Origin of the sequence: Sphingomonas sp. SAFR-052, assembly GCF_051965015.1 — a bacterium.
In the GTDB taxonomy this organism is placed as follows: domain Bacteria; phylum Pseudomonadota; class Alphaproteobacteria; order Sphingomonadales; family Sphingomonadaceae; genus Sphingomonas.
Map to the genome: position 1 here is coordinate 63879 of NZ_JBQCMO010000007.1, position 16902 is coordinate 80780.

Below are 16902 nucleotides of genomic sequence, written 5' to 3' on the forward strand. Positions count from 1 at the left end.
GGCGCAGCGCGACCCGGTCACGATACCCCAAGACAAGGGACAACAGCGTGCCTGAATTCAAGGCTTTTGCACTATGGAACGAGGCCGACTGGATCGCGGCGATCGCGACCTTCATCCTCGCCGCGTTCCTCGCGGGCGGACTGGCGGTGGGGTTCAGCCGCAAACCTGAATTCGCCGGCCATCCGCGCGGCCTCTACATGCTGTTCTTTGCGGAGATGTGGGAGCGGTTTTCCTATTACGGGATGCGCGCCATCCTGATCTTTTACCTGACGCAGCATTGGCTGTTCAGCGACGGCAAGGCGAACCTGATCTATGGCGGCTATACCGCGCTCGTGTACATCACGCCGGTGCTCGGCGGCTATCTCGCCGACCGGTATCTGGGACAGCGTAAAGCCGTGCTGTTCGGCGGCGTGCTGCTCGCCTTCGGCCATCTGTTCATGGCGTTCGAGGGGATGGATGGCGTCACCGACGCCGCGGTCAAACAGGCCGATCCCGCGATCAACGTCTTCTGGCTGGCGCTCGCGCTCATCATCGTCGGGTCGGGCTTTCTGAAGGCCAATATCTCGGTGATGGTCGGACAGCTCTACAAGCTGACCGACATCCGCCGCGATTCGGCCTACACTGTCTTCTATATCGGCATTAACCTCGGCGGGGCAGCGGGTTCGATCCTTGTCGGCTATCTGGGGCAGACGATTGGCTGGGCGTTCGGCTTCGGCCTCGCCGGCATCGGTATGGTCGCCGGCTTGCTAGTCTTCGTGGTCGGCAAGGGGCTGCTCGGCGGCAAGGGCGAGGCGCCCGATCCGGCCGCACTCCGGCGGCGCGTGGCCGGCATGCCGTTCGAATGGCTGCTCTACGGCACCGGCATCGTCGCAGTCGCGGTGATGTGGGGGCTGATCCAGTATCAGGACGTCATCCAGACGCTGCTCATCATCTCGGGCGTCGGATTGCTCGGCTATGTCCTGTTCGAGGCGTTCAAGCTCGAACCGCATGCCCGCGACCGGATGTTCGCCATCCTGTTCCTGATCGCCCTCAACCCGATCTTCTGGGGCCTGTTCGAACAGGCCGGTGGCAGCTTCAACCTCTATACCGACCGCTATGTTGATCGCGGCGGGGTGCCGGCGGCGCTGTTCCAGTCGATCAACTCGATCTACATCATCCTCTTGGGCGCGATCTTCGCCGGTATCTGGGCGCTCCTCGCCAAGCGTGGGCGCGAGCCGTCGGCACCGGCCAAGTTCGCGCTGGCGCTGATGCAGGTCGGCCTTGCCTTCCTCGCCTTCGTCTGGGGCGCGAACAGCGTCGGGCCGGAAGTCGCGACGCCGGTCGCGTTCGTCTTCCTGTTCTATTTCTTCCAGACCACCGGCGAACTGTGCCTGTCGCCGGTCGGCCTGTCGGCGATGAACCGGCTGGCCCCGAAGCACCTCGCCTCGCTGATCATGGGTGCGTGGTTCTACATGACCGCGGTCGGCAATTTCGTCGCCGGCAAGATCGGCGAGGCGACCGGCGGCCATGACGGCGAGATGACCAAGGAAGGCACGCTCGCCGTCTATACCACCATCGGCCTGTGGACGATCGGCATCGGCGTGGTCGTGCTGCTGCTCTCCCCGATCGTGAAGCGGTGGATGCACCTCGACACGCTGAAGGACGAGGTCGACCACAGCCTCGCCGGCGAAGCCGCAATCGGCGAGCCGAAGGCGGCGGGCGTCGACGTGTGGAAGGAACAGCGCTAACGCGGTCGCAACGCGGGACGGTTCATGTCAACCGCCCCGCATTGTGCCGGGATGCGGCGATGCCGGATGCGTGCTAGCCGCACCGGATGATCCGGTATCGCGACGACATCGACGGGCTGCGCGCGGTCGCCGCGCTGCTGGTCGTCGCCTTCCACTGCGGCTTTGCGAAATTCGTCCCCGGCGGGTTCGTCGGGGTCGATATCTTCTTCGTCATTTCGGGCTATCTCATCACCGGCATCGTGCACGGCGAGGTGCAGGCCGGGCACTTCTCGCTCTGGCAATTTTACGAACGGCGGGTCCGGCGCATCTTCCCCGCGCTGATCGCCGTCTATGTCGCGGTGCTGCTGGCGTCGTTCGTGCTGCTGTTTCCGGCCGAGACCGCGCAGCAGGCGAAGAACGCGACCGCGTCGATCCTGTTCGTCTCGAACGTCTATTTCTACCTCGGCACCGATTATTTCGACTCGGCATCACGCTTTAACGCGCTGCTTCATACTTGGTCGATCTCGGTCGAGGAGCAATATTATCTCGTCTTCCCGCCGCTGCTGGCGCTCGCCGATCGCCGGTTCCGTGCCGGCTTGAAGCCGCTGATCGCGGTGGTGCTGGTCGCGTCGCTGGCATTGGCGCAGTGGCGGGTCACCGACGATGCGTCCGCCGCCTTCTACCTCGTCCAGTATCGTGCATGGGAACTGATGATCGGCGCGGCGCTGGCGCTCGGCATGGTGCCGGCGGTGCGGCATCGCGGCGTCGCGGAACTGGTCGCGCTGGTCGGGGTGGTGCTGATCGGCGGCAGCGCCCTGCTGCTGACCGGCGACAGCGTCTTTCCGGGGCTGGCCGCCGCCCCGGCCTGTCTGGGTGCGGCCTGTCTGATCTGGTCGGGTATCGCCGGGCCGACGATGGTCGGGCGGGTGCTCGGACTGGCGCCGGCGCGGTTCGTCGGGCGGATTTCCTATTCACTCTACCTCTGGCACTGGCCGCTCTGGGTGCTGGGCGGGCAGGTGCGCGAGATCAAGTCGCTGACCGGATCGGCGGCGTTCCTGCTGCTGTCACTGCTGGTCGCGGCGATCTCATGGCGGTGGATCGAACAGCCTTTCCGCCGGCGCGATCCGGCGATCCCGCCCCGCCGCGCCGTCCTGATCGGGGTCGGGGCGATGCTGGCGACGCTGGCGTTCGTCCTCGCGATCCCGTTCGCCGCGCGCGCCTATTGGCAGGTGCCGGCGCAGATCGAACGGGTCGGGCAGTTCGTCCGCTACCGCGCCGCGCCTAATTCGCGCGCCGGCCAGTGTTTCCTGACGACGCATGACAGCTTCGGCACGTTCGACCAAGCCCGCTGCCTGCGCCTGTCGCCGGACAGGCCCAACGTCCTGCTGCTCGGCGACAGCCATGCCGCGCATTTCTATCGCGGCCTTGCCGCCCTGCCCGGCATCAACGTGCTACAGGCCAATGCCTCGGGCTGCCGTCCGGTCGCCGATCCGGTGGGCGAGGCGCGCTGCACCGCGCTGATGCGCTATGTGACCGACGATTTCCTGCCGAGGCACCGCGTCGACACGGTGATCCTGTCGGCGCTGTGGCGCGACGACGATTGGCCGGCGCTGCAACGGCAGATCGCGCTGCTGCGACGTCATACCGACCATGTCGTCGTCTTCGGCCCGATCGCCGAATATGACCGCGCCCTGCCCCGCATCCTGGCCGAGGCGCTGTACCGCCGCGATCCCGCGATCGTCGACCGCCACCGCGTCGCCGCGCGCCGGCGACTGGACACGGTGTTGGCCGTGCGCGTGCCGGCGACCGGCGCGACCTATGTCTCGACCTATCGGGCGCTGTGCCCGGCGGATCGCTGCACCTTGTGGACCGATGACGGCAATCCGATCCAGTTCGACTATGGCCATCTGACCGCGCGCGGATCGCGGCTGATGATCGAACGCATGCGGCCCCAACTGCCCTTCGCCACCCGCTGACCGAGCAGGCACACGAAAACCCTGTTGCACTTGGCCGAAACCACGGTATGCCAGCCGCTCCCCGATCGGGGGCGCTTAGCTCAGTTGGTAGAGCATCTCGTTTACACCGAGCTAACGTCCCAAAACGCCCTCTCGTAACGCCGCATTTCCGAAAGAACGGAGCGGCAACATATGAGAACTTCTCAAGACTCTGCTGACCAGACGCGGACCACTGTCGCGAGCGGTGCGGACGCCAATTGGCCTGACTTTCCGCCTCAATCCGATTGGGGCGGGTGGGTCGATGTTTGGTGCCGTGACGATACCGGCAACATCGATTGCGTGCCGCTGTGCCTGCGGCACCATGTCGAGGATTTGGTGACCCCGGAAGGGTGGCCCAAACATCCCGGCATGATCCCGAATACACCATACAAGGTGGCGCGCTGGTTTCAGAACGTGCCGGGTCAACCTAGGCCGCCATGGGCGGGCGAAGGAATAAGACCTGATGTAATGCGTGAGGTTTGGGAAGAGCGGCAGGCTGAAAAGGCGCAGGCGGCTGCCCCGGAGATAGAAGAGTCATCGTTCTCCGCCGACCTCTATTTCATCCGCAGCGAGGCTGGCCCGATCAAGATCGGCGTTTCCAACGATGTCCGTAAACGGCTGAAAGGGCTGCAAACCAGTTCGCCGTACAAGCTGTCGATCGCCTGCATCAAGCGCTGCGCAGCGATGGAAGAAGGCGCGTACCATGAAAGGTTCGCCGCCCACCGCCTGCATGGCGAATGGTTCTCGCCTGCGCCCGAGATTGAAGCGGAGATCACCACCCTCACCGAAGGAGCCGCAGCATGAGCGAGAATGCGTGGATTGAGCATGACGGCGGGCAGATGCCCGTTGCTGGCGACGTGCTGGTCGAGATCCAGCTACAACATCGAGACGGCGAAGTTCGTAATCGGCCGGGTAGAGAACCCGCGTCGTGGTTCGAAAGCCTCAATTGGTGGCGCGGCGGAACGACCTTCTGGCGCATCATCGCCTACCGCCTATCAGGCCCCTCGGCATGAGCGGGGGTGTGCCTGCGGGCTGGGTGCTGGTGCCCATCGAGCCGACAGAGGCGATGCGAGATGACGGTATCTGGGCGTTGCCGGCGCACAGCTATAATGTCGATGTCGGCGTTATCTGGTCCGCAATGCTCTCCGCTGTTCCCACCCCCACCCCGCCGATCGAAGGCCGGGATGCGGACGTGGATCGGGTGGATCACGCTATCGAGATGGTGCTGCATCATTCCAGCCTCAACGGCACGATCGAACAGATCGAGCAAGCCGCTCGTCAAATCCGCGCCGCCCTCCAAGCCCTCGGAGAACGCTGACATGCAGACTGACGCAGAGGTCGCGGCGATTGCGGCCGGGCTGACGGACCAGCAGCGCGGGCACCTAGCCAGATATGTACCCGGGGAGTGGCGCATGGGCGGATACGGCGCTGACTGCGGATGCCCCGGCTTAATCGAGCGGGGAAGCATCCATCACCCCGTGTTCGGCAGCCATTACCGCCTCACCGACCTCGGCCTCCGCGTCGCCCAGCACCTGAAACAGGAGAATGCGAAGTGAGCAAGTTTCGTAAGAAGCCAGTCGTTGTTGAAGCGTCGCAGTGGCATAAGAACGGCGACCATCCGCACGACAACGCAACTGAGATGTTCGATTACCCGAACGGTCAGAGGCCGCAGGTTATTCGCGAAGGCGAGGTCGTTCGTTACTTCCGGCACCCCGACGTATCGGGCGAAAAGCCGTGCGATCATTGCGGTACGACCATGCACAACCATGGTTGGATCGACACGCTGGAAGGCGGGCACATTGTTTGCCCCGGCGATTTTATCATTACCGGCGTGAAGGGTGAGCGTTACCCGTGCAAGCCGGACATCTTCGCAGCTACTTATGAGGAGGTGGAGGCATGACCGCCCCCCGCATGACCCCCACGAACGACGCGCCGGTGACGGTGGAGCAATGCGACCGGGACGGTTGCGCCGATTTTGAATTGATGGTCGGACGTATCAACGAGGGTGACGCAGCCCGCATCCGGGCTGGCGAATGGGATCAGACGCGGAACGTGCTTTGGTTCGCCCGCCACCGCCTTGCCGCCCTCGCCTCCGCGCCTGCCGGGGATGGGATGGAGGCACCTATTCGCAATTTGGCGTTCGAAATTGTGCGTGAATCGCTAACGCCACAGCACGACCGCAACAAGGCGGCTTCCGAGCCGGAAGGCTATCGCGAAAAAATGCGAGAGTTTGTTGATCTTGTGGCACCTAAAGCCGCAGAGCGTGGCGCTGGGACCTACGGGCCGGTCCATGCAGAGCCAGAAGCAGCCCTCGCCCGCCCGCGCGCAGCGGTGGGGGAGCAAAGCCGGTCGCGCCGTCTGACCGAAGAGGAAGCGCGCGAACTGGTCGGGTTCGAGCCTGAAACGATCCTGACGTGCCTGCGGGAATGGGGCTATGTCGAGGATGCCGCCCTGCAATCCCCGCCCGCGAAGGTGTAAGGAAGCGACATGACCAAAGTATGCAAAGCATGTGCTGCCATACCAGCGACGGAACTGCGCTGGCCCAATGCCGCTTGCGCGTTTCCAGATGGTAAACCGTTCACACCGCCCGGTCGAGGATGCGCAACCTTGGAAATGTTGCGCGAGGCAGTAGAGGACGCACAGGACGATTACGGAAGAACAGATCACCCCGATATTAAGACTTTCAGGGACGGTGACTATTACATCGTCGTTATCGATATCAGTGATAACCCATGTTTCGAATATGACTGTGACGGGTTCAATCCGTCTACCTTTTGGATGACGTGGTATAAGGATAGAGGCTTTCCGTCGATGTGGCTGTTAGACGTGGACAATCCACCTCGCCTGCCAACCGAAGACGATATTCTCAAAATAATTGCCGGAACGTCATGGCCCGCGAAGGTGGCGGAATAATGGAACTGCAACCGATCGAAACCGCGCCGAAAGACGGGACGTGGGTGATGCTGTTTGGTGGGCGGACACGTGAACGGTTCGAAGATCACGAGCACTTGGAATCAACGGTAACACGGCCAGTCATCGGAGCATGGAACATCTGTCCGTACGACGGTGAACCGGGCTATTGGGCTGTGTATTTCTATGACGATCAGTGGGAGGAATACAAAGCGCCAACTCATTGGGCTTCGATCGCCGATATACACAGTGGCGCAATGCATCACCGGCAATATGGATGATGATCCTGCAATCCCCGCCCGCGAAGGAATAGATCATGTGTATTGTCTGCAACGTCGGCGACAGCCACCCCACTGCTTACCGGTTTCTTGATGACTTCCGTAAATCGCAGGAGGCAATGAAAGCCGCCGCCGATGCCATGCTCGCGGTATCAGCAGTGGCGGTGACGGCGGAAGATCGCAAACGGTACAAGGCTGTCCATAAGCGGATGGTTCGGCAAATGCGAGAATGGAGCAAAATTGAGCAGCAACGGGAAGCGCAATCCCCGCCCGCGAAGGTGGAGGGGTGAGCGGCATCGTCTGTCTACATGATTGGACGGACTGGCGGTATCATCGCGGTTCGTCCACAGTGCCTTACCGCCATACGCGGGTGTGCATCAAATGCGGACAGCGGCAACAGCAAGGCCCGCAAGAGCAGAAGGCCTATACCCCATGACCGACCCCAACGCCGAAATCGCTCTGAACACCGCCATCGCGCGGCTACAGGACTTCATCGACACCTACCCGGACGGCGAGCAGATCGACGGCGACATGCCGCTGACCAAGGACGATGTAATGATGATCATCGAAGCAGCTAAGCGTGGGGCTAAGGTTGTCGAGGTGAAGGGGATCGAGGCATGACGCCCACCACTACTGTAGAGGCGCTGACCGAAGTTATCTTGAGTGAGTGTCGCCGTGATGAGCTTACGCCTGTAGATTTCGGCGACGCAGAGCAAATTGCTCGTGCGATCTGCGAGCAGTTTTCTGTAGTTCCAAGGGGCGACGAATTAGATGCCATGGCAGAGCAGCTTGCGGTGGCTGCTGGCGTACGCTGGGAGAAAGTCTCGGAACCCGGCCCAGGCTATGATCCTGCATTCGATTCCGATAGCCGCGCATACTGGCGCAGACTTGCTCGCGCTGCGTTACTATTCGACCGAAAGCCTTAATGAAACCCATCCTCGCAAGCTGGCAGTATTGGGCGGGTGTCGTGTTCGCCCTAGCCAGCCTAGCGATCGTCATCGCGATGATGACCTAATCACGCCAAGCCCCGGTAAGCCGCAACTGCCGGACAATCCCGTTGAACGCGGCGGTGACGCCCTGCGACCGGCCTATCTCATTATCTTGGCCCGCAGATTCCCAATACGTCGTCAGCGGCCACGTCTCGCGGCAGTGTGGCAGCAGGCACCGAAGCGCCAGGCGGACCGCGATCGTGTCGACTTTCGCATTGCCTGATTCCTCCACGCCTTTGCGCAGGATCGCTACGGCAAGCTCAATGACGACTCGTTCATGGCGGGACATGCTGCCAGAGAACGGATCGGGAACGGGTTGGCAAGCGATTCGCGATCAGGCATACTCCCCGCACCCGGTCGCATGGATTGGGCAGACGGCAGGCGAGAATATCACGTCACCATCCGACGCACCCCGGCCGGGTGCCTGCCGTCATTTCTTCCCGCCGCCGCGACGATGATCGGCACGACCTTCGGCGCCAGCTTGCGGAACAGGCCCGGTGCCAGCAGGCTTGCGATCGCCAGCGCCGTTTCCGGGTTCTCCTTGGCGGCACGGACGACGGGCTTCAGGATTTTACCGACGTTGATTTTCATGGCTTTGCGTCCTCAACAGAAACAGGGTCATTGGGTGTGCCGGCAGGCCGCGACGACGACGGGATGCGCATCAGACCGATCAGGCCACCGGTGATGGTGCCCAGCCCGAAGGCTTCTCCGACCGTCACGCCGCGGCCGGCAGCGACAAGTGCGGCGATGAAGACGATGACCAGCGCGCCCAGCGTGGCGAGGTAGGCGATGAGCTGTTCGCGGGCGTTCATGCCGCGAACCTTTCCCACCAGCCCTCACCGTCCCCCGGCACGAAATAATGGCTGCGGTTCTTCCACCCGCGCTCGTACCTTGCGTTCGCCGGTCGGGTCTTAATGATCTGGTCGTAGAAGTCGTTGCGCCGCATCCACCACAGCGCCGACACGAATGCCTCGCCGTAGCGGTCGATCATTGCCTTGTAGGCTCCGGCCGTCGCAGGCCCCATGATCCCGTCGTCAGCCGTGCCGACCATGCGCTGAAGCAGCTTGATCGCCTGCTTCGGTCCAGTGCCCCAGCCCATGTCGAAGATCGAAGCCGTCACCCGGTTCCACGGCAGCAGGTCTAGCTTGGGATGCCGGTAATACAGGCCCAGCGCGATATCCGCCGCCTCGTCCAGCGTCAGCGCACGCATGACGGTCTGCGTAATCGAGGACACCGGCACACGGCGATGCGCGGCCAGTGCGGGTGCGGTCACACCGTGATTGCTTCCGATCAGTCGATCGCCGACCCAATTGCCGGTGTCGATCCGGTCCAGCGAATGCGTCTTGGCTGGGTCCGTCGAGCCGCCGTCCTCCCAGCGTAGGATGAAGGCTTTCGCGAATTCGTGTGGCGCCATCATGCTTCCCCGCCCTCCTTGACCGGCGTGGCAGGCGTGACCGGGCTAGGCGACGCGGCCACGATCCGTGCCGCGCGGATGGTCGCCTTCTCCACCGCCGTGTCCGTTTTTTGCTGCGCCCGCATGGCCCGAATGCGTGCGACATGCTCCGCCGCCGCTTCGGGCTTAGCTTCAATCATCATCAACAGTGCTTCGAAGGCCGTCGTGACGTTGTTCAGTTCGTGCCGCAGAATGCCGATCTCGGCTTCATACGACACTCTTTGCTCGTCGATCTTGGCTTCCAGTTTCTCGATACGCGACACGCGCCTGTCCCCCAACGCCATCTTCGCGCGCAGGCTTGCGTCTACGATCGCGGGCCACCCTTTAATGATTGCGAGAATGACGGAGCCAGCCAGCGCCCAGCCCCAAGGCGCGCGCTCGAAGCTGGCGGTGATGGCGGTGGCGAAAGTGGTCATGGCGCTTCAGGCATCACGAGCGGCGGGCCGATCGGCTCGGGCGTCTCGGCAAGCAGCGCCTCCATGCGGGCGCGCTCGGCTTCGTCGGTGGTCTTCTCGACCACTTCCTGTGCCAGATTCATCGAACGCTGGTTCATGCGGTCCTCACGAATAGGTCGCGGTAATGTCGATCGGTGCGGTACCGCCGGCGGTCTGCGTGGCGCGCACCGTCAAGCCATCGAGCGTCAGCATCAGCTTTGCGCCATCCGCCTGCTGCTTGAAGGACGCGACCCCGTTATTGACGGCGATCGTGGCAGTGGCGGAGAAGTCCGCGTTACCGTTGTCGACATAGGCATGCACGTCGACGCGCACCGAGCGTGACGGCAGCACCAGAACCGGCGTCGCGGTCCCGCTGGTGGCCGATACCGACGAGAACGCCTTGTGCTGGACGATCAGCCGCCCCGCGCCGGTGCCCGACCATGGCGGCACGTTGGCGGGCGCCGGGTTATCCAGCAGGCGCACCGCGTTGTACTGCGGGCCATTGCCACCGACCATGACGAGCGAGGAAGCCGACGTGTCTGGACGGTTGCCGCGCATGACGAGCGAGCTGCACACATTCACCGTCGCGCCCGTCTGCGGAGCCAGCGCGATCGGCGTCGTCACCCCGTTGAACGTGTTGTCCTCAACCTTGCCGTCCGTCAGTCGCGACACATAGGACGGGCTGCTGGCGGCCTGTTCGAACGTCGCCCGCACGCCCTGTACTGTAGCGCTGGCCGTGATCGTATTGCGCGACACCTCGTACCGGCTCACATCGGCGTCGAACACCGACGCGCCGAAGGTATTGCGCTGCGCGACAAGCAGGACGCCCGCATAGTCCGGCCCCGTGCCGGCGAACGCCAGTCCGATCGCATTGTCGACGATGCGAAGGTTGGTTACGCCATCCATGCGAACGTTGCCGGTCGCGGTCGCTGCGTGCGGACCGAACGTATTCTGCGCCACGAACACATCGTCCATGACGATGCCCCAGAGGTTCAGGTAGCAGCGCGACAGGACGTTGCCGACGACGCGGATATTGGCCCGCGCACCGATCTTGAACGGGCCGAACGCGATACCCGTCTGAATCTGCTGACCGGTCCCGACATAGGTGCCGCTGTCGTTGTAATTGCCGATGATCGTGTTGCCCTCGATCGACACGTCGTTCGAATAGGCCACGTTCGGGTTGGTCACGCTGCTGAAGTCGTGCAACAACGCGATGCCGGTATCGCCGAAATTGCCGCTCGTGCTGCCTTCGACACCGACCGTGTTGTTGCGCACGACGATGTTGCGCCCGACGCCCTGGATCGCATCGCCGTAGCGGCAGTCGTACACGCGGCAGTTCTCGACCAGCACGCCGATCGTGTCCGCCATGCTGAAGCCCCAGCGGATGCCCGAGCCGCCGATGCCGTGCACCGTCACACCGCGGATCGTCACGGCTCCGGTGCGGTAGAAGTCGATGCCGACCTGATATGCGCCGCCGCTGGTGAAGCCACCGCCGACGACTTCGAAGTTCTCCAGCAGGATGTTCAGGTTGATGTCGCTGGGCGTCTGTCCCGCGCGCTTCTGTGCCGCGCTACTGTCCTGCAAGATGCAGTCGGCGGGGGTGCCGGACCAGACGAGTTTTGCGCCGGGCTTACCGACAAGCTGCGTACCGCCCCGAATGGTCAGCGGGGCCATGATCTCGTACGCGCGGTTCAGCTGGATCAGGCCGCGCGCGTCGAGTGCCGCCTGCACGCGCAACGTGTCGTTGGCGAGTAGCGGGAAGTCGTCGGGGGTAATGGCCACATCGCGTAGTTTGGAATCCACGGTGCGGTCATCGAATACGATACCGGACGCGGGCTGCGGCACCCAGCCACCGATCGTCTGCGTCGGGTTGCTGTAGGGGCCGTCGGGGTGTGGCGGGTTATCGGTGTCCCCGACCAGTCGGGCGGAAAGGCGCGTCGGGTCCGACGCCTGCATGTCGGCATAACTGGAATAGGTGTTGTCCGCCGCGCCGGGATCGCCCCGGAACTCTGGCGGGCTGCCGACGATGATGTCCGACGCTTCCAGCAGCAGCGAGCCAAGCCGGATCTCGCGGCGATACTTGGCGTCGTCGGCGTAGAAGCTGTAATTGCCGAGCGCATCGACCAGCACCGGATTGTCCAGCGAACCACCCGACTCCGTGTACAGTGCCGCCAGCGCACCCGCTTGCGTGAAGACGTGGATCGTCGCCCCCAGCACCGGGCGATTGTACTGGTCGCGGACGCTATCGCTGAATGGTGCCATCGTTCGATCCATATCGGTAGGCTTGCGCGGTCACATCGACGGTAGCGGTCTTGCCGTTCGCGTCGGTCACGGTGCAGCGGAAGGTCGCGTCCTGCGGCTCGTCTTCGATCGCCGTCGTGCAGCGGAACGCCGTGGTTGCTGCTGCCGGGCTTGTGGCTTCCCACGACCCGATGGCGTCAACCAAAGCCCATGCGAACGCGAAGGGCGCCTTACCGCCCGATGCGCTGACCGTCGTCGAGGCAGTGGTGATCGTCGGGAAGCGGCCAGTGCCGAACACCGATGCCGGGTTGGCCGCTGCCGTCACGTCCGGCGCCTCACCTCCGCCACCTTCGACCGGGCCGGCAGTACCGAAGAAGATCGCCGTCGCCTTCACTAGTCCCGACGCGGTGCGCAGGAACGGCGTGGCGCTGGTCAGGCCAGAGGCGGTGCGGAACTCAGCCATTGGGCTTGAACCAGATATCGCCCGGCTGCGTCGTCGGGTCGGTGGTGTATTCCGGCCCGAAAACGCGGCCCGAGGTGTAGGCCGGGTTCATGTGATAGAGGTGCGTGCCGGCGCCCTGCCGCCCGACGTTGCCCGTCATCGTGCCGCCAGCGATTGGCAGGCTGTTCGGTATGCCGGTCGCGTCCCGAAGCGCCGCGGCGTTCGCGAGCGTCAGCAACTGCCGCCCGAACTCGGTCGTCGTCAGCGCGGCAATCGCCGTCAGATCGCTGTCCTTGGGCTGGTACAAGTCGTCGCCCGCGGCATCGACCGAGGATGGGACGTACGACACCTCATTGCTGTCGGCATCGCGGACCCGCATCGAATAGTCGGCAGCGGCGGTGTAGACGAAAGCCGGCGAGCGACCATTGACGATCACCCCGCCCAGCGTGCGCAGCGGCTGCAACGCCTCGATCGTGCGCTCCTTGTCCCAGAACACCGCGATCGGCGACAGTTCAGGATCGGAGCCAGCCACGCCGACATAGATCTGGCCAGCGTCCAGCAGCGTGCCGCGGCGGTCGAGGAACAGCGGCGTGGGGTTGGCAAGCCTAGTCATGGCGGGTAGCTTCCGTGGATGCGATCATGGCTGCGTGCCTTCCGGTGGGGTCTGGCGGTGTCCGTCCTGCCCGTTAGCTACAGCGGCTTCATCACCACCTTCCTGCGCTGCGAGACGTGCCGGTGCGTTGGCGCTGAACGCTTCTCCAAGGCGTGCCTGAAGGCCAAATATGTCGTTGGCGAGCGCGGGCTCCGCCTTGGCGATGCCAGACAGTCGCCCGACGTGATCGACGAACGCCGCCCCGTTGGGCTTCTTCGGCGCAGCGGCGAGCCACTTCGCGAAGCGCGTTGAAGACAAGACCTTGCCAAAGCCGATCTGCGTTCCGGCCGCAACGCCTGCGGCAAGCGGGTTCGCAAAGGCCCACGTGATCAACGCAATGGCATTTGTGCCTATCGACGTTTTCGACGAGTTGGCGAACTGCGACGACGCCTTCATACCGCTCATCACGCGAGCTACGTCGTCCAGCGCCTTGCGGTGCTCGCCCTGGAACAGGATGTTCTTAGCGCGCGGGTCCAGCTTGTCCCATTGCGTCGCGAACTCAGCTGGGGAAAACACCTCGCCGCCCTGATCCTGCCGACCTGACGAGGCGCGTCCCAACCGGCTGATGATGGACGCACGCACTGTGTCGGCTTCGTCCGTGGGCAGACTGCGGATCAAGCGACCGAGGCGGTTGCTGTCGGCGGTTGTGCGTGTTGCCCACGTGTTGATCTGCTTCGCCGCGTTTTCCGCGCCCTTTTGGAGATCGTCGCCCAGAACATCGGACAGCACGTTGTCGATACGCCCCTGCCGCCCGCGCCAATACTGGTTCGCCCGGTCAAACGCGGTCAGAGCGCGGTCGCCGGACTTCTGCGCAGTCGCTCGCATGTCGTCGGACAATGCCGAATACAGGCGTCGTAGCGCTTTGTTGCTCAGGCTGGGGCTTAGCGTGGGCTGTCCGGTAATTTCGCCGATGATCGTGCGGAACCGCTTCAGGTCCTGCCACGACAGTTTGCCGCCTTCCATGACGCCCGTCGAACGAGCGGGAGTGCCGGGGATCGGTTCGATATCAACACCAAAGCCCATGCCACCCGGCTGTTCCGGCGTCGCCGGCTGAACCTTCTCCTTCGGCGTAAGGGCATCAAGCATCGCCTTCAGTCGTGGGTTCTCGGCCACCAGCTTTGAAAGCTGCGGGTTGCTTTTCATACCTGCGGTCAGTTCCGTGAGCGCCGACCGGGTGCTGCTGAGAACCGCATCCTGTTCCGGCGGGATCGGGATCGCGTCGTATAGCGCCGCGCCACGCCGTTCCGATTCCGTCATGAACTGGCGAGCGCCACGCTGGACCGCCTGCCCCACGCCTGCACCATCTGTCACCACGCCGACCGCCTGCGCAATCCGATCGCGAGCCGCCTTCGCGGTGCCGACGATACGCTGCGCCGCTTCGGACAACGGGATGCCGCCGAGCGTGACGTTTGCAATGCCAGACGCCATGCGTGCGGCGATCTGCTTGCCCTGGTTGCCCTGCACGTCGGCGGGCAGATATTCGATACCCTGCCGCTCTGCTGCTTGCGCGAACTTTGTCGAATCCGGGATTGGTGCCGCGCGCGCGGTAGCGGCGCGAGCCGCTGATCGAGGTGCGAGCACCTGACCAGCAGCGCCAGCCAAAAAGCCACCCGCTGCACCGACTGCGCCCTCCGTCAGCGCGCCAGTAGCGGCTTCGCCAAAAGAGTCTGCCGAACCGGCGCCGTGGGCAACGCCGTACCCGCCGCCTACACCAGCGAGGCGGTTGCGAACCGCAATCGATGCAGCGGCGCGCGCCTCGCCGATCGTGGCGCCGGCGCGGAGCGCTTGCTGACCCGCGCGGAAACCAACGCCCTCGATGCCCGCCGGCAACACAAGGCCGCCAGCTAGCTGCCCCCCCATACGCAGGTACGGACTATCGCGTTCGTCGCCCTGTATGATGCCGTTATTCTCGTCGAGATGGCGGGCAAAAGCATCCGCAAAGGCGGTATCGCTGCTCAGCCAGTCCGCCGTCGCTCCCGCCAATGCGCCAAGCTTCGGCAATGTGCCGAACGTCACGGTATCACCGAAGCCACGAAGGGCGGCGCCCGTGCCATCTTCCTCGGGTAAGGCGACCGGCTTCAGCTCATAGACCGAGTTTTTATTAACCTGCCCGGTCTGGTCCCGTGCCGCTAAGACAGAATCCAGATTGTTCATCTGGAACCCCTTCGACGCAACGAATTCGCGAACTGCGCTGGCATCCGCGCCGCTCAAAAGCATCTCGCGCACCTTCGCCTCGTCCTCGGGCGACATGCGGCTGACCGCTTCACGCGGCAGCTCGTCGGCGAACCCGCCGATCGTCTCATACCCGCCGTCGACAAGACGCGGATCGTCGGTAGGCAGTTCTTCACCGGGGAATACATCGGCGGTTTGCGCACGCGCTGGCGCGGCATCCTTGGCTTTCGGGGCAGCGAAAACCGCTTCGTCGTCAATGACGGTGCCGGGCCAATCACTCATCGGCGGCGGACCTTCCCATCGGGTGCACGGTACAACGTGCCCGGAGCCAGGCGCATTGCCTCCTGCTTGGTCCGAACGGTCGCAATGCCGCCAGCAGCAACGCCGCCGGTTGCTGCGTCGATCTCATCTGAATTGAAGCCAGCGGCTTTCAGCCGGGCGACCCGACGCGCTAAAGCGGTTTCCGCGATCCTCACACGGCGTTGAAGGTTGCGACGAATTTCGCTTGGCGCCATCCGGGGAGTGACGGTTGTCGCGTCGTACGCCTTCTTCTCGCCGTCAGTTAGCGACGCGCCAAACAACTCATTCCGGATCAGGTTGTCCGTCGCGCGGAAGTTCGACCACCAATCCCGCTGTCCAGTGGTCCCCAGCCCGGTCAGGACTTGCAGCCAGTTTTCCGTCTCACCGGTCAGCGTATTGCCGCCGAAGTCGTCCTTGAACCCGGACAGCGCCGAGCGCAGCGCGGTAACGGTGCTGACCTGCTTTTCGAGCTTGTCAGCGTCGCCTTGGCGCATGGCCTTACCACCGCCGGTGTCCTGATCGCTGGCGCCACCGCTCGGCCGGAAATCGGGCACGATGCGGTTTTGGCGATAGTCGTTCTCGATCTTGCGAATGCCATTCTTGACCTTCGGAATCTCGACCTTGATGCTGTTCTCGAACTGCTCGCCCCACGGCCCTTCCCACATCGCGCCGGGGATGCTGACGAAGCGACGGGCCATCAATGCTTCAGCGCGCATCTCAAGCTGCGGCAGGACCGTATCGTCGAACCGGGCGATGGCACGGCTATGGACCTCGCGCAGCTTGTCGCTGGCGGGTGCAGCGTCCTGATCCAGCGCCGTATCCGTGTCCATCGCGGCGCACGGTAGCGATTACGGATGCGGTACGCTGTTAGGGGGTTGCGGTGCCTAGCGTCGCCATGCGGTCGCCATGGAGGGGATAGCGATGCTGGTCACCGCTGGCTTGGCCGAGAGCGCCCGCCTGGCACCTTCGCAGGCATAGCGCAGCGCGTCGATCATGTGGTTGTTCTTGTCTTCGAGGATCGGCAGCACCTGACCCGTCAGGCTATCGGTCTTGTAGCTGTAATGGGTCAACTCATCGATCAGGTGCTGGCAGCGCGGATGGACCACGATGTCGTAGCTCTTGAGCCATTCGACGCCTTCCTCGACCGAACGCGCGCCCTTCGCAGCTGGCCGGATGCGCGGGAAGCCATGCCCTCGCAGATGGCTGATCGTCTCAGGCCGGGCGCTGTCCGCCGTCAGCCACCATTTCTCGGCATCGGGGATGGTCATGAACAGGTTGGGCAAGTTGACGATCTCGACGCCTACCCCTTTCGCAAAAATCGTGTGGAGGTC

The 16902-nt window shown here is 63.7% G+C and carries 25 protein-coding genes; 13 read left to right on the plus strand and 12 right to left on the minus strand.

Annotation, left to right across the window (positions count from 1 at the left end):
• Window positions 1–47: 47 nt before the first annotated feature.
• The 13 genes from ACTHQV_RS13210 to ACTHQV_RS13270 all read left to right on the plus strand — a co-directional run bounded on the left by ACTHQV_RS13210 (window position 48) and on the right by ACTHQV_RS13270 (window position 7814).
• Complete coding sequence (locus ACTHQV_RS13210) at window positions 48–1727, plus strand: peptide MFS transporter (RefSeq protein WP_440490882.1); 1680 nt, start codon at window positions 48–50, stop codon at window positions 1725–1727.
• An 86-nt stretch (window positions 1728–1813) separates the two neighbouring features.
• A complete protein-coding gene (locus ACTHQV_RS13215; protein ID WP_440490884.1) occupies window positions 1814–3682 on the plus strand; it encodes an acyltransferase family protein in 1869 nt (622 codons plus the stop codon).
• Window positions 3683–3853: 171 nt separating this feature from the next.
• On the plus strand, window positions 3854–4504 hold the full coding sequence (locus tag ACTHQV_RS13220) for a GIY-YIG nuclease family protein (protein WP_440490885.1): 651 nt from the start codon (window positions 3854–3856) through the stop codon (window positions 4502–4504).
• A complete protein-coding gene (locus ACTHQV_RS13225) occupies window positions 4501–4713 on the plus strand; it encodes a hypothetical protein (protein ID WP_440490887.1) in 213 nt (70 codons plus the stop codon). Before ACTHQV_RS13220 ends, ACTHQV_RS13225 begins: the two co-directional genes overlap by 4 nt.
• The gene (locus ACTHQV_RS13230; RefSeq protein ID WP_440490889.1) at window positions 4710–5018 is read left to right on the plus strand and encodes a hypothetical protein; all 309 of its coding nucleotides are present in this window, start codon (window positions 4710–4712) and stop codon (window positions 5016–5018) included. The genes ACTHQV_RS13225 and ACTHQV_RS13230 overlap by 4 nt, the downstream gene beginning before the upstream one ends.
• Before the next feature lies 1 nt (window position 5019).
• Window positions 5020–5256 carry a hypothetical protein gene (locus ACTHQV_RS13235; RefSeq protein WP_440490890.1) on the plus strand — a complete coding sequence of 79 codons (237 nt, stop codon included), beginning with the start codon at window positions 5020–5022 and terminating at the stop codon, window positions 5254–5256.
• A complete protein-coding gene (locus tag ACTHQV_RS13240; protein WP_440490892.1) occupies window positions 5253–5600 on the plus strand; it encodes a hypothetical protein in 348 nt (115 codons plus the stop codon). Before ACTHQV_RS13235 ends, ACTHQV_RS13240 begins: the two co-directional genes overlap by 4 nt.
• The gene (locus tag ACTHQV_RS13245; protein ID WP_440490893.1) at window positions 5597–6178 is read left to right on the plus strand and encodes a hypothetical protein; all 582 of its coding nucleotides are present in this window, start codon (window positions 5597–5599) and stop codon (window positions 6176–6178) included. Before ACTHQV_RS13240 ends, ACTHQV_RS13245 begins: the two co-directional genes overlap by 4 nt.
• 9 nt (window positions 6179–6187) lie before the next feature.
• Window positions 6188–6613 carry a hypothetical protein gene (locus tag ACTHQV_RS13250; protein ID WP_440490894.1) on the plus strand — a complete coding sequence of 142 codons (426 nt, stop codon included), beginning with the start codon at window positions 6188–6190 and terminating at the stop codon, window positions 6611–6613.
• Window positions 6613–6891, plus strand: coding sequence for a hypothetical protein (locus ACTHQV_RS13255; protein ID WP_440490895.1), 279 nt, complete (start codon window positions 6613–6615; stop codon window positions 6889–6891). Before ACTHQV_RS13250 ends, ACTHQV_RS13255 begins: the two co-directional genes overlap by 1 nt.
• Window positions 6892–6926: 35 nt before the next feature.
• Window positions 6927–7178, plus strand: coding sequence for a hypothetical protein (locus tag ACTHQV_RS13260; RefSeq protein ID WP_440490897.1), 252 nt, complete (start codon window positions 6927–6929; stop codon window positions 7176–7178).
• A gap of 142 nt (window positions 7179–7320) precedes the next feature.
• Window positions 7321–7509: a hypothetical protein gene (locus tag ACTHQV_RS13265; RefSeq protein WP_440490898.1), complete on the plus strand. Its 189-nt coding sequence runs from the start codon at window positions 7321–7323 to the stop codon at window positions 7507–7509.
• Window positions 7506–7814: a hypothetical protein gene (locus ACTHQV_RS13270; protein ID WP_440490899.1), complete on the plus strand. Its 309-nt coding sequence runs from the start codon at window positions 7506–7508 to the stop codon at window positions 7812–7814. Before ACTHQV_RS13265 ends, ACTHQV_RS13270 begins: the two co-directional genes overlap by 4 nt.
• A gap of 85 nt (window positions 7815–7899) precedes the next feature.
• On the opposite strand, the gene ACTHQV_RS13275 is transcribed toward ACTHQV_RS13270, so the two are convergent.
• From ACTHQV_RS13275 to ACTHQV_RS13330, 12 genes are all read right to left on the minus strand, one after another.
• Window positions 7900–8166, minus strand: coding sequence for a hypothetical protein (locus ACTHQV_RS13275; protein WP_440490901.1), 267 nt, complete (start codon window positions 8164–8166; stop codon window positions 7900–7902).
• A gap of 101 nt (window positions 8167–8267) precedes the next feature.
• A complete protein-coding gene (locus ACTHQV_RS13280; protein ID WP_440490902.1) occupies window positions 8268–8468 on the minus strand; it encodes a hypothetical protein in 201 nt (66 codons plus the stop codon).
• Window positions 8465–8689: a hypothetical protein gene (locus ACTHQV_RS13285; protein WP_440490903.1), complete on the minus strand. Its 225-nt coding sequence runs from the start codon at window positions 8687–8689 to the stop codon at window positions 8465–8467. Before ACTHQV_RS13285 ends, ACTHQV_RS13280 begins: the two co-directional genes overlap by 4 nt.
• Complete coding sequence (locus ACTHQV_RS13290) at window positions 8686–9294, minus strand: putative peptidoglycan-binding domain-containing protein (RefSeq protein WP_440490904.1); 609 nt, start codon at window positions 9292–9294, stop codon at window positions 8686–8688. Before ACTHQV_RS13290 ends, ACTHQV_RS13285 begins: the two co-directional genes overlap by 4 nt.
• Window positions 9291–9746, minus strand: a complete 456-nt coding sequence (locus tag ACTHQV_RS13295) for a hypothetical protein (protein ID WP_440490905.1) — start codon at window positions 9744–9746, stop codon at window positions 9291–9293. Before ACTHQV_RS13295 ends, ACTHQV_RS13290 begins: the two co-directional genes overlap by 4 nt.
• Window positions 9743–9883 carry a hypothetical protein gene (locus tag ACTHQV_RS13300; protein WP_440490906.1) on the minus strand — a complete coding sequence of 47 codons (141 nt, stop codon included), beginning with the start codon at window positions 9881–9883 and terminating at the stop codon, window positions 9743–9745. The genes ACTHQV_RS13295 and ACTHQV_RS13300 overlap by 4 nt, the downstream gene beginning before the upstream one ends.
• A gap of 7 nt (window positions 9884–9890) precedes the next feature.
• Window positions 9891–12026: a hypothetical protein gene (locus ACTHQV_RS13305; protein WP_440490907.1), complete on the minus strand. Its 2136-nt coding sequence runs from the start codon at window positions 12024–12026 to the stop codon at window positions 9891–9893.
• Window positions 12007–12468: a hypothetical protein gene (locus tag ACTHQV_RS13310; protein WP_440490909.1), complete on the minus strand. Its 462-nt coding sequence runs from the start codon at window positions 12466–12468 to the stop codon at window positions 12007–12009. The genes ACTHQV_RS13305 and ACTHQV_RS13310 overlap by 20 nt, the downstream gene beginning before the upstream one ends.
• Window positions 12461–13060 carry a hypothetical protein gene (locus ACTHQV_RS13315; protein WP_440490910.1) on the minus strand — a complete coding sequence of 200 codons (600 nt, stop codon included), beginning with the start codon at window positions 13058–13060 and terminating at the stop codon, window positions 12461–12463. The genes ACTHQV_RS13310 and ACTHQV_RS13315 overlap by 8 nt, the downstream gene beginning before the upstream one ends.
• Before the next feature lie 24 nt (window positions 13061–13084).
• Window positions 13085–15553 (minus strand): hypothetical protein, encoded by a 2469-nt coding sequence (locus tag ACTHQV_RS13320; protein WP_440490911.1) that lies wholly within the window; start codon window positions 15551–15553, stop codon window positions 13085–13087.
• Window positions 15550–16401 (minus strand): portal protein, encoded by an 852-nt coding sequence (locus ACTHQV_RS13325; protein ID WP_440490912.1) that lies wholly within the window; start codon window positions 16399–16401, stop codon window positions 15550–15552. The genes ACTHQV_RS13320 and ACTHQV_RS13325 overlap by 4 nt, the downstream gene beginning before the upstream one ends.
• A 54-nt stretch (window positions 16402–16455) precedes the next feature.
• On the minus strand, window positions 16456–16854 hold the full coding sequence (locus ACTHQV_RS13330; RefSeq protein WP_440490913.1) for a terminase large subunit: 399 nt from the start codon (window positions 16852–16854) through the stop codon (window positions 16456–16458).
• Between the last annotated feature and the right edge of the window lie 48 nt (window positions 16855–16902).

Coding starts and splice junctions, on each gene's coding strand:
- ACTHQV_RS13215 (WP_440490884.1), top strand. CDS start 1,814: ATGATCCGGTATCGCGACGACATCGACGGGCTGCGCGCGGTCGCCGCG.
- ACTHQV_RS13220 (WP_440490885.1), top strand. CDS start 3,854: ATGAGAACTTCTCAAGACTCTGCTGACCAGACGCGGACCACTGTCGCG.
- ACTHQV_RS13225 (WP_440490887.1), top strand. CDS start 4,501: ATGAGCGAGAATGCGTGGATTGAGCATGACGGCGGGCAGATGCCCGTT.
- ACTHQV_RS13230 (WP_440490889.1), top strand. CDS start 4,710: ATGAGCGGGGGTGTGCCTGCGGGCTGGGTGCTGGTGCCCATCGAGCCG.
- ACTHQV_RS13235 (WP_440490890.1), top strand. CDS start 5,020: ATGCAGACTGACGCAGAGGTCGCGGCGATTGCGGCCGGGCTGACGGAC.
- ACTHQV_RS13245 (WP_440490893.1), top strand. CDS start 5,597: ATGACCGCCCCCCGCATGACCCCCACGAACGACGCGCCGGTGACGGTG.
- ACTHQV_RS13250 (WP_440490894.1), top strand. CDS start 6,188: ATGACCAAAGTATGCAAAGCATGTGCTGCCATACCAGCGACGGAACTG.
- ACTHQV_RS13255 (WP_440490895.1), top strand. CDS start 6,613: ATGGAACTGCAACCGATCGAAACCGCGCCGAAAGACGGGACGTGGGTG.
- ACTHQV_RS13260 (WP_440490897.1), top strand. CDS start 6,927: ATGTGTATTGTCTGCAACGTCGGCGACAGCCACCCCACTGCTTACCGG.
- ACTHQV_RS13265 (WP_440490898.1), top strand. CDS start 7,321: ATGACCGACCCCAACGCCGAAATCGCTCTGAACACCGCCATCGCGCGG.
- ACTHQV_RS13270 (WP_440490899.1), top strand. CDS start 7,506: ATGACGCCCACCACTACTGTAGAGGCGCTGACCGAAGTTATCTTGAGT.
- ACTHQV_RS13275 (WP_440490901.1), bottom strand. CDS start 8,166: ATGTCCCGCCATGAACGAGTCGTCATTGAGCTTGCCGTAGCGATCCTG.
- ACTHQV_RS13280 (WP_440490902.1), bottom strand. CDS start 8,468: ATGAAAATCAACGTCGGTAAAATCCTGAAGCCCGTCGTCCGTGCCGCC.
- ACTHQV_RS13285 (WP_440490903.1), bottom strand. CDS start 8,689: ATGAACGCCCGCGAACAGCTCATCGCCTACCTCGCCACGCTGGGCGCG.
- ACTHQV_RS13290 (WP_440490904.1), bottom strand. CDS start 9,294: ATGATGGCGCCACACGAATTCGCGAAAGCCTTCATCCTACGCTGGGAG.
- ACTHQV_RS13295 (WP_440490905.1), bottom strand. CDS start 9,746: ATGACCACTTTCGCCACCGCCATCACCGCCAGCTTCGAGCGCGCGCCT.
- ACTHQV_RS13300 (WP_440490906.1), bottom strand. CDS start 9,883: ATGAACCAGCGTTCGATGAATCTGGCACAGGAAGTGGTCGAGAAGACC.
- ACTHQV_RS13305 (WP_440490907.1), bottom strand. CDS start 12,026: ATGGCACCATTCAGCGATAGCGTCCGCGACCAGTACAATCGCCCGGTG.
- ACTHQV_RS13310 (WP_440490909.1), bottom strand. CDS start 12,468: ATGGCTGAGTTCCGCACCGCCTCTGGCCTGACCAGCGCCACGCCGTTC.
- ACTHQV_RS13315 (WP_440490910.1), bottom strand. CDS start 13,060: ATGACTAGGCTTGCCAACCCCACGCCGCTGTTCCTCGACCGCCGCGGC.
- ACTHQV_RS13320 (WP_440490911.1), bottom strand. CDS start 15,553: ATGAGTGATTGGCCCGGCACCGTCATTGACGACGAAGCGGTTTTCGCT.
- ACTHQV_RS13325 (WP_440490912.1), bottom strand. CDS start 16,401: ATGGACACGGATACGGCGCTGGATCAGGACGCTGCACCCGCCAGCGAC.